This window comes from Streptococcus sp. DD11, assembly GCF_001578865.1.
Classification (GTDB): Bacteria; Bacillota; Bacilli; order Lactobacillales; family Streptococcaceae; genus Streptococcus; species Streptococcus panodentis.
The window spans coordinates 332,535-345,186 of the sequence record NZ_KQ969394.1; the positions used below are offsets into that span (position 1 = coordinate 332,535).

A 12,652-nucleotide genomic window follows, 5' to 3' on the forward strand; every position below is an offset into this window, starting at 1 on the left:
CCTGGGGAGCAATCCTGCCCGTCACCACCGGAACTGTCGGCTTGATAATCCCTGCTTTCTGCTCTGCTATTTTTCTAAAGAATCGCCTAACAGCGCCACATGATCCAGCCCAATGGTGCTAATGGCGGTCAGATCCGGCCGGCAGACATTGGTACTGTCCAGAAGCCCGCCCATGCCGACCTCAATCAGGGCCACATCGACCTGCTGCTGGACAAAGTAATCATAGGCCAAGGCTGTAGCAATCTCAAACTCAGTCACTCCCAGCAAAAGAGCATCGTCTGCCTGCTGGGCCAAGAGAGCCTGATAGTCTGTCAGCAGCTGCTGGAGATCCAAATCAGAAATGGCAGAGCCATTGATGGCAATCTGTTCATTGTAGCTGACCAGATAAGGCGAGGTAAAGGTTCCCACTTTAAGGCCCTTCTGTTGCAAAAGCTGGCGCAGATGGGCAATGGTCGAGCCCTTGCCGTTGGTCCCTGCTATATGAATGACCGACAGCTGCAGATGCGGCTTGCCCCGCAGCTCCAGCAAACGCTCCATACGCTCCAATCCAAAATTCGGACTGTCCGTCCGATAGGCTTCCAGCCAGCTGACATCCGGTAGTTGTGTTTCTTTCATCTTACTTATACTGAGCTAAATTCATGTCTTCTGTTTTCTGAGCCAAACGAATGGCATCGCCGACTGCTGCAGCCATCCTGTGAACGGCTACATCATGCACCCGTACCACTTCCACTCCCTTGCTGGCCGCAATGCTGGTCAAATGCGCTGAAGCCAAATCCCTATTTTGAAAGCCTTCTTCCTTTTCAGGATTGCTTTCAATCGCATGTTCTTCTAAGATACTGACCAGAAAACGCTTGCGGGACACCCCCAGAAAAATCGGAAAGCCAGCCTCGTGCAGAGCATCCAATTCCTGCAGCAGCAAAAGATTCTCCCGCTTGGTCAAGCCAAAACCGATACCCGGATCCAGCAGAAGCTGTTCTCTGGAAAGTCCGGCCCGCTCCGCCTGCTTCAGAGACTTGCCAAAGAAAGTCCACATCAGATCAGCAATCTCCATCTCCGCACAGGCGGTCAGCTCGGCCTCGCTAAAGGCTGGTTCAAAGCCAAAAACGGGGAAGATTTTGGAACTGGCATGCTGAGGCCGGGCCATGACTGGATTGAACATCACAATGACAGGCACTGCCCTTTCTGCGGCCAATCCAGCCATCCTTTTATCCCCCAGAAGACCGGTAATGTCATTGATAATCGCAGCGCCGGCAGAGAGAGCTGCCGCAGCAACTTCCGACTTCCAAGTATCTACCGAAATCAGCACATCGCTTTCACGGCGAATCGCTTCAATAACCGGCACCACCCGCTCTATTTCTTCCTTGATATCGACAAAATGGCTGCCCGGCCGCGTAGACTCTCCGCCGATGTCCAGCAGATGCGCCCCCTGAGCGATTAGCTTTCTGGCCTGCTCCAAGGCAGTTTCAACCGTATTATAGCGGCCCCCGTCCGAAAAAGAATCCGGCGTGACATTGATAATCCCACACAGGGCTGTCCTGCCCTCTGGAGCCAGTTCTCTTAGATTAAGCATTTGACCTTTCATTTCTTACTTCCTTAGCGGCTTTTCAGCAAAAAAGGCACACCCATCCAGTGTACCGCAAAGCTGGCAGCAGATGCAGCATTCAGTCCTATGAACTGCACTCGACTCCACAAGCAGGCCCTATCTGGCCTCTTGTTTCAGTTACCATTTTACCATAATTCTTCTATTTAAGAAAATACTTTTTAAAAGCAAAAGAGCTAAAGACTGAGGAGTCTGGCATTTTGAAGCATAGGAATCAGCATTGCCAGCTCCAAACGCTGGAAAATAGGACGCAGCAGATAAGAATGCCAAGTCCAGCCCCAATAAGACAAAAAACTTAGAATTCCGGAGAATTTGCTGCAAGAGAAAGAGGCTGGGACAGATCCCCATGATGGCTGTGTCCTCACCCGCAGAGGGATGGATCTTTTGGAAGATACTCTATAAAATGCCCCTGACTATCCGACAGAATTCATCAGAATCATAATGAGTACCGCAACGCCATTTCGCAGCATGTGGGCCAAAATAGCCATTTCCAAACGCTTGGTCATATAGGCCACCGCAGCTAAGACCGCCCCCATGCCCGCATACACAACAAAACTGCCTATATCGGTCGGACCGTGGACGAGGCCGAAAAGAATCACCCCCACAGACAAGCCCCAGACATAATGCTTGGCAAAAATCTTCTGGGGAATCAAGCCGCGAAAGACCACTTCCTCTAAAACAGGCGCCTGAAACACAGCCCCTGCTACCAGCAAAACATTGGGAACATTTTTAAACAAGGCATTCAAGGCATCCTGATTGGCTGTGCTTACAGCATGGCCCTCCAGCATCATGATGATCATTCCCAGCATGCTGGCACTAATCATGGCCACAAAAGAAACCGCCAGCCAGCCCAGCGACGACCATTTGAAAAAGCTAAAATCAAAGCTCAGCAGCTCCTCTTGCTTGGCCATTCGCAGGACAAAAAAGACAATCAGGAAATAAACCGCCAAGACAGATAAGGTCTGTCCAGCTGAAAAATTCTTCGCAGAAGCAGTCACCTGCCGGATAAATAGAAAGGGTAGCTGGCTTAGAAATAAGACAAAGAGAATCAGCAGGATATATTCTGCTTTTTTCAGAATTGCTTTCATATTTTCCTCCTTTTTCCAGTATAACGGAAATTTCCCGTTTTGTATAGCAGATTTTTATGAATGGGAGCTCTTCCAGCAGTCAAAAAGCCCAGTCAAACTGAGCTTTTATCGTCCTTTCGTTTATCTTTTATTACTTCGTTATTTCGCTTTGCCCTAAATCAGGACTGTCTGCAGCCCGCTGCCTAGCACTAAAAGCAAACTAAAAGACGAAGCATTTTCTGATATTATTGATTTTTAAAGCGCTCGACTTCACGCGCAATGACCAACTCTTCGTCGGTCGGAATCACTAAAACCTTCACCTTGGCTTCCGGGGTGGAGATAACCCCTTCTGCTCCGCGAACATTCTTAGCAGGCTCAATATCACAGCCAAACCATGAAAGTCCAGAAATCACAGCCTCGCGGACAAGGTCAGAATTTTCCCCAATACCGGCTGTAAAAATAATAGCATCAGCACCGTTTAAGACGGCAAAGTACTGACCGATATATTTCTGAATACGGTCTACAAAAATATCAAAAGCCAGTGTCGCGTCATGATCCCCTGCTTCCATAGCACTCTCAATATCCCGCATGTCGCTGGAATTGCCGGAAACTCCCTTGAGACCGGACTCACGGTTGAGGACATGGCTGATATCTTCCGGACTGCTGAAATCATCTGTATGCAGCATGAGGTAAGGAATGATAGCAGGATCAATATCGCCCGTCCGTGTCCCCATCATGACACCGCCCAGCGGAGTGAAGCCCATAGATGTATCTACTGAAAGACCCTTGTCAACCGCTGTGATAGAAGCGCCGTTGCCAATATGGCAGGTAATCAGCTTCAGTTCTTCAATCGGCTTGCCCAGGACTTTGGCAGCTTCCTGTGCCACATACTCATGGCTGGTGCCGTGAGCGCCATATTTCCGCACTTTATTTTCCGTGTAATACTTGCTCGGCAGAGGATAGCGGTAAGCTTTTTCCGGCATACTGGTATGAAATGATGTATCGAAGACCAGCACGCTGGTAATATCCGGCAGAATTTCTCTGAAAGCCCGAATACCGGCAGCGTTAGCCGGATTATGTAGCGGAGCCAGCAGGGACAGTTCTTCCACCTGCTGAATCACTTCCTCCGTCACCAGAGCTGAATCTTTAAAATGTTCGCCGCCGGCTACGACACGGTGGCCGACACCGGTAATTTCATCATAAGACTGGATAATGTCAAAGCGCTTCAGGTCATCCAGCAAAATTCTGACTGCCTGCGTATGGTCCGTAATATCAAGAATTTGCTGCTCTGACCGGCCGTCAAACTTGACTGTTGAAATGGAATCCTTGAGACCAATCCGCTCAATCAAACCTTTAGCCAGCACCTGTTCCTGCGGCATCAGATAGAGCTGCCATTTGAGACTGGAACTTCCTGCATTAATCGAAATTGTTTTAGACATTTCTTCACCTCTTTAAGCGTTTTCAGAAACATTATATCAGAAATTTGTTTGAATTTCACTATCTTTGTACCAGTTTTGAAAACTTTGGCGGAATTTAAACATCTCTTCCTGATTCTGCAAATCACGCAGCGGATAGATAAAAGGCTGGATGTTGTTTTCTTCCTGTTTCCTCAAAACAAAGAGGGTCTTAGCATACTTGCTGCTGGAGAAAATAGACTCAGGCAGGGTAATCATCGCGATAAACTGAGCTTTGGACAGCAGCCATTTTTTTAGCAGGGGGCTCTGATCGCTGGTCAGCAAATCATTAGGGGCCAAAAAGATTGCATAACCGCCCGGCTTCAAATATTTGAGTGACTGCTCCATCAAGAGATGATGAGCATAGGTATGCTCATCCCGACTGGCCACCTCATAGCGGGCTGCAATACTGTCATCTGGGTAGTAGCCGACCGGCAGGTCGCTGATGATCAGATCGCTTTCTTTCAGAACCTGCGGGCGGACCGCATCCCCCTGAGCAAAATGAGCCTTAGAGTTCATCACTTCGGCAATGCTGGCCGACAGGTCAATCAGAAGGTCATCCAATTCCAGCCCCAGATAATCCACCTTCTTTTGGGTATGATTGAGAATCGTCTCAGCTAAATTCCCCGTCCCGCTGCCGATTTCCAAGACATCTGCTTCTTCATTTCGGGCTAATTGATCCAAAAGAAAGGTTATCAGGAGGCCGATAGAATCCGGTGTAAACTGATGATTGGCTTGCAGGGGTTCTGTCTGCCCCGCCTTCATAAAGATAAATTGGTAGGCCCGGCGCCATTCTTCCTTGGTCAGATGCAGTGACCGGATTTTTTCGTCATTGGCCAGCACTTCTTTCAAATCTGTATCTCCATCCAGATAAATGCCGTTCTGCTCAATAAGAGCATCGTAAAAATTCGTGGAAAGAGCATTTTGGATATTTTGTACATTTTCGAGAATCAGAGTATAGGCTGTTTCTATTTTTTCAAATTTCATGGTATCCTCCGTTTCCCTATCATACCAAAATTAGCGCTCCTTTCCAAGCCTTATCAAGTTACAAAGATTTTACAGTTATATTAGTCCTCGTTTTGCTCCTCTTTTAGACGCTCTGAATCGGCTGCCTCTGCCTCCTTCCGGGCCGTCTCTTGCTCTTTTTTTGCCTCCCCGCCTCCTTGCTCTTTCTCCGGGCGGGCAAGGGAAAAGCCAAAGTTATAAGAATGCCCATTACGGAGCTGGCTGGTGATGTCCAGCTTATCTCCCTGACGGCTGTAACTGGCACTGCCTTGGTCAAATTCCAGCCGGCCTTCAGCATCTTTGACTGACTCCTTTGTCCATACCGCCATAGCATAAGCTACCGTCTTTTCCCGATTCAGCAGCTGCAGGCGCTGACCGGCGACCTGACGGTTGAGGTAAAACTGCAGCAGCATACTGAAAACAGCCGCCATAAAGACCGCATAAAGCAGCACACCGGCCTTAACCTTCCTCCTGAACACGATAAACAAGTTCCCTTTCTAAGCCTTTTTCAAAAATAAAATGAAAGCGGACAAACTCTCCTTCCTGAGCGATCTGAGCCGACTTAAGCCCATAAATCATAGGCTGGTAACCGCGGCCGCTTTTATCTGTCTTGCGAAAGTCATCGCTTCTGGACTTGCCCAGAGCCAAGTCTTTCCCATCCTGCCGGATATAAATTTTATCATTTTCAACCTTGTCAAACCGGCTGCGCGACAGTTCATTTTCCAGCTGCTCGGAAAATAAGAGCCACTCCTGCTGCTCATTGTTCTGCTGCTGGCGCAGTTCGGACGCTAACAGCTGCGTCATGGCCTGAAAGACCAGAAAGCCGCCGCTGAGGGCCAGGAGTGCCACCAAGGTTTCCAGCAGCGTAAAGGCCCGAATCTTAACGTTTCTGAACATTGAGCACCACCTCTCCCTCATGATAAACTGTCAGTTCCCGGTCTGTCTTGACTTGGCGGACCGTGATGCCGTTGGCACTGAGGGTGTCCTGCCCAGTCTGCAGAGCCATCTTAGCCAGACGCAAGATTTCCCCCTCCCGCAAAAGCCGGCTTTGCTCTTTGCGCGACTGGCGGATCTGTCCCAAAAGCAGGCTGGCGATGGCAGCAAAGACAGCCATTGCCGTCAAGGCTTCCAAAAGGATGCTAGCGCTGATTTTCTGTCTTTTTAAACTTCCCATTGCCCATATAAAGCTGGTAAACAACTGTCCTCTCCTCCGTCTGAAAAATGATTTTGCTGAGCGATGAATTGCCGCCCGCCTGATCAAAGTGGATGACCTGCTGCTCGTGCTCCTGAAGGGTTTGAGGAAAGACCAGCTCCTGATAGACATTCGAAACAGCCCTTTCTGATATTGTCAGAGACATCTTTTCATGTCCGGCTGCACTCAGCTGCTGCGTTTCCCGATACAGCTGCTCAAATTCCAGAAAAAAGAGCTGCTCCTGAACCTGCCGAAAGCCGGCCTGCACAGAACCCGACAGGCTCAGCAGAACCAGACTGACTGCAAAGAGCACCAAGAGGCTTTCCAGCAGGGTAAAAGCCTTAATTGGCAACTGTCTGAGTCTCACTGCTGTGCTTTCCATAATAAGCCTTATACGAGTCAGCCTGTTTCTGGCTGATGCTGCCGGCACTGACCAGCTTGCTCAGCGTTGCCTTATCATTGCTATTCTTCAGCTCATACAGCTCCGCCTGGCTCTCAACGACCTTGACAACAGCCGCATTTCCAGTGTCTGCAACCGCATCTTTCTGCTTGCTCAGATTGGGCACAAAGAGCAGCAGGAGCACGCTGATAACCAAGAGCACAATCAGCATTTCAATCAGCGTAAAAGCCTGAACGTTCAAAGTTTTGAATCTTTTCATAGGGATACCTCCATATTCTGATAGATGGGCAAGAGCATTGCCGCATAAAGTAAAACGATAACAAGGGCTACAAAGACGAAGACCAGAGGCTGAATCAGATTCATGGCCCGATTGATGCGCAGGAAAAACTCTTCCCAGGTCTTCTCGGCATAAACCTCCAATTCGCTGCCCAGCTTGGATTTGACTTCGCCGTATTCAATCATCAGAGCCAATTCCTTTTTAAAGAAGGGATAGCTGCTGACCTTATCCGCATAAGCCTGTCCGGCCTCAAGAGCAGCAGTCATATCTTTGCCCACTTCCTGAAAAAGGCGGGACGGCTGCTCCTGCATAACAGCGAAAATCTGACTCAGCTCCAAGCCTTGGCCAATCATATTGCCCCATTCCCGGGCATAATAGGCTGTTAAATAAGCCCGAAGCAGACTGCCAGCAAAAGGCAGCCGGGCCAGCCGGCTGAAGAAAGCGATTGGAGCAGCCTTGCGGTAATAGACATAAGCTCCTGTCAGCAAAAGCAGCAGAAGCAGACTGCCGCCCAGAAAAAACTGCGGCAGCTGGCTGATAAACTGGGTCGCCAGATTTTGCCTGTCCAGCTGCGGCAGCAGATAATTGCGCAGCCCCAGCATGATTAAGACTAAAAAGCCCAGCAGCAGAAGGGGATAGGTCCCCACCTCAATCAGTTTTTTTCTGACCTTGGACAGATTGTCCAAGTAATGCCCGATTTTCCCCAGACTGAGAGTCAGGTTGCCATGCAGCTCTGATAGGGAAAGCTGCGTCACCACGCTGTCAGAAAAACCCAGACGGCTGACAATCTGCGAAAAGGACTGCCCGGCTGCCAAACCTGCCTGCATCTGGCGGACATAGGCCTCTTCCAACAGGGCGCTCCGCCTTAAGAAGTCAATTATTTCTGCTAAATGAAAGCCGCTGGAAAACAGATTGTAAAAAAGCTCTATCACTTTCTTCTGCTTAGGCGTAGACAATCTTTTCGGTCTGCCTCTGCTCAGCACTGATATGTCCCGCTGCAAAAAGCTGATCAATCTGCTGATTCCAGCGGTTTGCCTTATGTTCTTGATAGTTTTGATTGACAAAATCGACGACACCTCCTCCCCCGATTAAACGCTGATAACAGACTCCCTGCAGCACCATCCGCAGCTCATCCTCACTGACCCCCAATTCTAAGAGCCGCTCATAGACACCGCGGACGCTCTTGGCATGAATGGTTGAGAAAACAGTCGCTCCCGTCAGACTGGCCCTTACCACCGCCCGGGCTGTTTCCCGATCGCGGATTTCTCCGATAATCAAAAGGTCCGGCCGATGACGCAGCGACAGCTTGATCAGGTTATCATAGGTCATGCCGATCGTTTCATTGAGCTGCAGCTGCAGCATGGCTTCCTGCTTGATTTCGACCGGATCTTCAATGGACATGACCTGCTGATCGGAAAATCCAAGCCGGGCCAGATGATACATGAGAGTGGTCTTGCCGCTGCCCACAGGACCTGAAAAGAGATAGAGCCCGCGCGCCCGGATTTTCTCCCGCAGCTCCGGCAGGTTCTCAAACCAAAAGAGCAGTTCGCGATCCTCATCGTGCAGCAAGCGGATAACCAGGCTCTCATAGCCGCGATAATCTCCTACTGTCGACAGGCGAAGAGACACTGTCAGATCCCCGCAGTCATAATCACAGGAGCCCAGCTGACTGCGGCGCTTCTCGCCGACATTCATACCGGCTACAAATTTAAAATGACTGATTAGGGCAGAAAACTGCTCAAAATCATAGGCCTGAATAAAACGGCGCTCGTCACCGATACGCATATAAAGCTCATAACTGCGGCTCTTGGGAATGAGATAGAGGTCCTGCGCCCCTTCCTCTCTGGCCTGACGAATCATGCTTTTTGCAATTTCTTGAACCATAAATCCTCCTTACCTTACTATTCGCAAAAGAATCTCAAAAAAAGAAAAAGACCGAGAAAAATCTCAGTCTTATTCTCTAGCTGTCGCTTTGGCCCTCTCTTTATTGCATCGTTTTTAATTTTACCTGACAGGTTCGGTGCTTTTCACTGCCGCTCTGCCGAATATAGCCAGGCCGGTATTTGCTTTTTGGAATCTGGCAGTCATTTTCCAGCAGGAAGAGCGAGTGATACTGCTGAATCTCCTCATTGCATTCCTCGCACCAGCGCCGGTCCTCAGGATTCCAGAAAATCGTCATCAAATCACTGCGGCTGTTATAAAGCGGCGACTGTTCAGCCATTTCCAGCCATCGCTGCTTGTAATGCTTGAGCGCTGCATAGTAATCCTCAAATTCTTTCTTTTCAACAATGTCCTCTTCCCAGCCAGTCAGAAACCACCAAGGTTCATAATCCCCATACATTTCAATTACACAATACATACTAGTCCTCTTTCTGTACCGTATATTATATTAAAAATCCTTTGATAGTTAAACTAATCTGCTCAGAGACCCTACAAAGCTGACTGATTTGCACAAAAAATTCTTCCGGACGAAGTCAGAAGAACCTTCTATGATCACTGATATTCAGAGGCCGGGACAGACTCCCATGATAGCGGCGTCCTCAGTCACAGAGGGATGTTTCTTTTGGAAGACACCCTATAAAAAGTCCCCAGTCGCCTCCAGTTCTATCATTTGAGTTGCAGAGGCAGCGGTTGGGAGAGATTCTATTGACTTTGGTCAACCAAAATCTCTCCTGCACAGTCCATCAAGCGCTTGAGCGTCAATGAATCCCTGCTGAGCAGCTTCTTATTCGTTGAACCATCAGCCCTTACAAACCGCTGCTTTGACAGCAAGCTTTGCCTGACTTTATTCACAGCTGCCCTGCCTCGCTTTCGAATGGTTCGGCTCAGACTGAAAAGGTTCCCCAAAGCCTTTCACTCTACCGGGCTTAACGAAGGTTGGTTTTGACTTTCGAAAAGTACTCGTTATTGGGGTGAGAGGTCATTCTCAATAATGACCTTAATGGTCTGGTGGGCGGCCGCCTGCCCAAAGACCTCGTAGGCCTTGTCAATCTCACTGAGCTTGAAATAGTGGGTGACCAATTTCTCCGGCTCAATCTTGTGGCTTTCCAGGGCCTTGAGCAGCTGCGGAGTGGTATTGGTCGATACCAGACCGGTCGTCACATTAATGTTGCGGATCCAGAGTCTGTCCAAGTCAAACTCAACCGGACAGCCGTGAACACCGGCATTGGCAATGGTACCGTCCACGCCGATAATCTTTTGACAGAGGTCAAAGGTGGCAGGAATACCGACTGCTTCAATGGCTACATCTACACCGCGGCCTTCTGTCAATTCATAGATCTTCTCAACAGCCTTCTCTGGGTCGGCAGAATTAACCTTGTGAGTAGCACCGAAAGACAGGGCCGTATCCAGACGGTGGTCATCCAAGTCAATCATGATGAGCTTGGCTGGCGAGAAGAACTGGGCCGTCAAGAGAGCTGCCAGACCAACTGGTCCAGAACCAACAATAGCAACTGAACAGCCAGGTTCCACTTTCCCTTTCAACACTCCGATTTCATAGCCAGTCGGCAGAATATCGGACAGCATGACCAAAGCTTCGTCAGACAGGCCTTCCGGTGTATGATAAAGGGTATTATCAGCATGGGGTACGCGCAGATACTCTGCCTGCATGCCATCAATCAAATGGCCAAAAATCCAGCCGCCCTCATCCTCGCAGTGGGCATAAATCCCCTTCTTGCAGTAGTAGCACTTGCCGCAGGCGCAGACACAGGAAATCAGGACCTTGTCACCCTTTTTAAAGTTGGTCACACCTTCACCCACTTCTTCGACAATCCCGATGCCTTCATGGCCCAGAATGGTGCCGCTCTTGACAGCCGGAACATCGCCTTTGATGATATGGAGATCCGTCCCACAGATGGTGGTCTTGACCAAACGGACAATGGCATCGGTCGGCTTGCGGACCAGCGGCTTATCCACATCCACAAATTGTGCAAGCCCCGGCTTGACATAAGTATAAGCTTTCATAGGCTATCCTTTCTTATATTATTATATATGAATTTGCTGATTTTATTTTATCTTATTTCCGAAAGAATTGCAAGCGCTTTCCCGATGCAGAAAACCGGAGCCTTTAGAATCTGAAAGACGAACAATGCAGACAAAAAAAGCAGGATAGAAGCCCAAATCGCTGATTTCGGTTTCCAGTCCCGCTTTCTTGTTCTTATAAAGTACCTAAAGCAACCATGGTTGTCATCGCTGCATCGTAGTAGTTGCCAGACGGCAGATCCTGTATGAAGAGATACTTGTTCTGCTGTACCAGCTTACGGAAATCCCTGTCCTGATTAGCCGCATAAAATACCGGCGCACTGAAGCTGCCTGACTGATGCGAATTCAGGCGCTGGCCTTTGAGATTGTAGCCTGCATAGATAGAATCCTGCTCCATAAAGAACTGCATCATCTTGTCCAATAGGGCCTGACTCTTCTTATCCTTGCTCTGGGCCAGATTGTATGGCAGACGGCAGGCATTATAGGAATAAAAGCCGTCATTTTCTGACTCAACCGTATTGGCATCCGCCACCCGAACCTGATCGCCTTCTACCCACATGAAGTCCGGCAGAAGACCGGTATCGGTCTGTGCGCTGATTTTTTCCAGCTTGCCCAGCATATTGTCCTTAATGGTCAGCCACTGCTGATTGTTTGTCAACTCATAGAAAGCCTCAAACTGGTGAGGCAGAGTATCAGAAGTCCGCATCAGATTGTAAAATTCTGATTCAGCATTAGCCCAGTTCCCAACGGTCAAAACGCCATTGCTTTCATTATAATTGTAGCGGAGAATATCTTCCAACACTGCCTGAGCCTGAGCCTTGTATTCATCAGCCTTGTCCGGCCACTGCTTAGCAGCCTGAATCAGAGCATAAGCGATATACAGATCTCCGTCTGTCGCATTGTTTTCGTCTGCATGGCTGATTTCATCCCCCTTGACAGTCTGTTTCCAGGACATGAGCTGGGTATCGCCCAAGCGCTGAGCCAGATAGTATTGGTAGAGCTGTTCAAAATCCGCCTGGTCTGCATCCCCCTGCTTGGCCGCATCCACAGCAATGACCATTCCATAGCCCTGTCCTTCTGACAGAACGACATTTTCTGTCTGGCTGTTGGTCGTCTTGACATAAGCCTGATTGTTTTTTTCAACAACATAGGTGTTCTTCCATTGATGATAAACGCGGTCTTTCAGATAGGTTGTACTATTCATTCTGGTATAAAGGAGGATGGCCGCTAAGGCCGCAAGGATGGCTATAAACCAAATAAATCTTAATCTTGTTCTTTTCACAATGTCTCCTAACCTGCAAATCGTTTTGTTTTCACCCACTTCGTCTCTTTCCGTCTCAAAATCTTATCCAGCACAACGGAGCCAACTGCATCCAAGGATACGACAATAAAGAGCTGCGAATAAGTCAGATAAGATACGAGGGCCAGCCAGATCTGCTTGGGCGTTGCCTGACCAAACTGAGAGGCCAGAGCAATGTTGATCTGCAAGAGATACAGCAGAATCATCAGCAGCCAGTTAAAGAGCATCAGCTGGGCAATATAGATATTATCAGCATCAAAGGCAAAGGGAATGTTCACACTCGGGTGAAAGAGCTGAACAAGCATGGCCACTACATTGGCAAAGAAAACTAAGTCAGACAGCACAATGGCCAGATTGAACCAGAAGAAGGTACAGG

General features: G+C 48.8%; 13 protein-coding genes and 3 pseudogenes. All 16 read right to left on the bottom strand.

Features of this window, described 5'->3' with window-relative positions:
• Window positions 1–615: pseudogene (locus STRDD11_RS14375) on the bottom strand (bifunctional folylpolyglutamate synthase/dihydrofolate synthase); the annotation flags it as partial.
• Window position 616: 1 nt separating this feature from the next.
• The gene (gene folP, locus STRDD11_RS07440) at window positions 617–1,570 is read right to left on the bottom strand and encodes a dihydropteroate synthase (RefSeq protein WP_128836847.1); all 954 of its coding nucleotides are present in this window, start codon (window positions 1,568–1,570) and stop codon (window positions 617–619) included.
• A gap of 443 nt (window positions 1,571–2,013) precedes the next feature.
• A pseudogene (locus STRDD11_RS07445) lies at window positions 2,014–2,750 on the bottom strand (type II CAAX endopeptidase family protein).
• Between the two features lie 162 nt (window positions 2,751–2,912).
• Complete coding sequence (locus STRDD11_RS07450) at window positions 2,913–4,106, bottom strand: acetate kinase (protein WP_128836781.1); 1,194 nt, start codon at window positions 4,104–4,106, stop codon at window positions 2,913–2,915.
• A gap of 36 nt (window positions 4,107–4,142) precedes the next feature.
• A complete protein-coding gene (locus STRDD11_RS07455; protein WP_128836782.1) occupies window positions 4,143–5,108 on the bottom strand; it encodes a class I SAM-dependent methyltransferase in 966 nt (321 codons plus the stop codon).
• 80 nt (window positions 5,109–5,188) lie between these two features.
• The gene (gene comGG, locus STRDD11_RS07460) at window positions 5,189–5,605 is read right to left on the bottom strand and encodes a competence type IV pilus minor pilin ComGG (protein WP_128836848.1); all 417 of its coding nucleotides are present in this window, start codon (window positions 5,603–5,605) and stop codon (window positions 5,189–5,191) included.
• The gene (gene comGF, locus STRDD11_RS07465; RefSeq protein WP_128836783.1) at window positions 5,586–6,023 is read right to left on the bottom strand and encodes a competence type IV pilus minor pilin ComGF; all 438 of its coding nucleotides are present in this window, start codon (window positions 6,021–6,023) and stop codon (window positions 5,586–5,588) included. Before comGF ends, comGG begins: the two co-directional genes overlap by 20 nt.
• On the bottom strand, window positions 6,007–6,300 hold the full coding sequence (gene comGE / locus STRDD11_RS07470; RefSeq protein WP_164828423.1) for a competence type IV pilus minor pilin ComGE: 294 nt from the start codon (window positions 6,298–6,300) through the stop codon (window positions 6,007–6,009). Before comGE ends, comGF begins: the two co-directional genes overlap by 17 nt.
• Entirely contained in the window at window positions 6,266–6,700 is a 435-nt protein-coding gene (comGD, locus tag STRDD11_RS07475; RefSeq protein ID WP_128836784.1) for a competence type IV pilus minor pilin ComGD, read from the bottom strand. Before comGD ends, comGE begins: the two co-directional genes overlap by 35 nt.
• Window positions 6,660–6,977 carry a competence type IV pilus major pilin ComGC gene (comGC, locus tag STRDD11_RS07480; protein ID WP_128836785.1) on the bottom strand — a complete coding sequence of 106 codons (318 nt, stop codon included), beginning with the start codon at window positions 6,975–6,977 and terminating at the stop codon, window positions 6,660–6,662. The genes comGD and comGC overlap by 41 nt, the downstream gene beginning before the upstream one ends.
• The gene (gene comGB, locus STRDD11_RS07485) at window positions 6,974–8,008 is read right to left on the bottom strand and encodes a competence type IV pilus assembly protein ComGB (RefSeq protein WP_275945993.1); all 1,035 of its coding nucleotides are present in this window, start codon (window positions 8,006–8,008) and stop codon (window positions 6,974–6,976) included. The genes comGC and comGB overlap by 4 nt, the downstream gene beginning before the upstream one ends.
• Window positions 7,938–8,879: a competence type IV pilus ATPase ComGA gene (gene comGA, locus STRDD11_RS07490; protein ID WP_128836787.1), complete on the bottom strand. Its 942-nt coding sequence runs from the start codon at window positions 8,877–8,879 to the stop codon at window positions 7,938–7,940. Before comGA ends, comGB begins: the two co-directional genes overlap by 71 nt.
• A gap of 100 nt (window positions 8,880–8,979) precedes the next feature.
• Window positions 8,980–9,354 (bottom strand): DUF1033 family protein, encoded by a 375-nt coding sequence (locus tag STRDD11_RS07495; protein ID WP_128836788.1) that lies wholly within the window; start codon window positions 9,352–9,354, stop codon window positions 8,980–8,982.
• A 545-nt stretch (window positions 9,355–9,899) separates the two neighbouring features.
• Window positions 9,900–10,958 (bottom strand): zinc-dependent alcohol dehydrogenase family protein, encoded by a 1,059-nt coding sequence (locus tag STRDD11_RS07500; protein ID WP_128836789.1) that lies wholly within the window; start codon window positions 10,956–10,958, stop codon window positions 9,900–9,902.
• Between the two features lie 193 nt (window positions 10,959–11,151).
• Window positions 11,152–12,258 carry a family 8 glycosyl hydrolase gene (locus tag STRDD11_RS07505; RefSeq protein WP_164828424.1) on the bottom strand — a complete coding sequence of 369 codons (1,107 nt, stop codon included), beginning with the start codon at window positions 12,256–12,258 and terminating at the stop codon, window positions 11,152–11,154.
• An 8-nt stretch (window positions 12,259–12,266) separates the two neighbouring features.
• Window positions 12,267–12,652, bottom strand: a pseudogene (locus tag STRDD11_RS14380) (glycosyltransferase family 2 protein); the annotation flags it as partial.

Bases quoted from the DNA above. Each gene is read 5' to 3' on its own strand.
- folP (WP_128836847.1), bottom strand. From the start codon at position 1,570: ATGCTTAATCTAAGAGAACTGGCTCCAGAGGGCAGGACAGCCCTGTGT.
- STRDD11_RS07450 (WP_128836781.1), bottom strand. From the start codon at position 4,106: ATGTCTAAAACAATTTCGATTAATGCAGGAAGTTCCAGTCTCAAATGG.
- STRDD11_RS07455 (WP_128836782.1), bottom strand. From the start codon at position 5,108: ATGAAATTTGAAAAAATAGAAACAGCCTATACTCTGATTCTCGAAAAT.
- comGF (WP_128836783.1), bottom strand. From the start codon at position 6,023: ATGTTCAGAAACGTTAAGATTCGGGCCTTTACGCTGCTGGAAACCTTG.
- comGE (WP_164828423.1), bottom strand. From the start codon at position 6,300: ATGGGAAGTTTAAAAAGACAGAAAATCAGCGCTAGCATCCTTTTGGAA.
- comGD (WP_128836784.1), bottom strand. From the start codon at position 6,700: ATGGAAAGCACAGCAGTGAGACTCAGACAGTTGCCAATTAAGGCTTTT.
- comGC (WP_128836785.1), bottom strand. From the start codon at position 6,977: ATGAAAAGATTCAAAACTTTGAACGTTCAGGCTTTTACGCTGATTGAA.
- comGA (WP_128836787.1), bottom strand. From the start codon at position 8,879: ATGGTTCAAGAAATTGCAAAAAGCATGATTCGTCAGGCCAGAGAGGAA.
- STRDD11_RS07495 (WP_128836788.1), bottom strand. From the start codon at position 9,354: ATGTATTGTGTAATTGAAATGTATGGGGATTATGAACCTTGGTGGTTT.
- STRDD11_RS07500 (WP_128836789.1), bottom strand. From the start codon at position 10,958: ATGAAAGCTTATACTTATGTCAAGCCGGGGCTTGCACAATTTGTGGAT.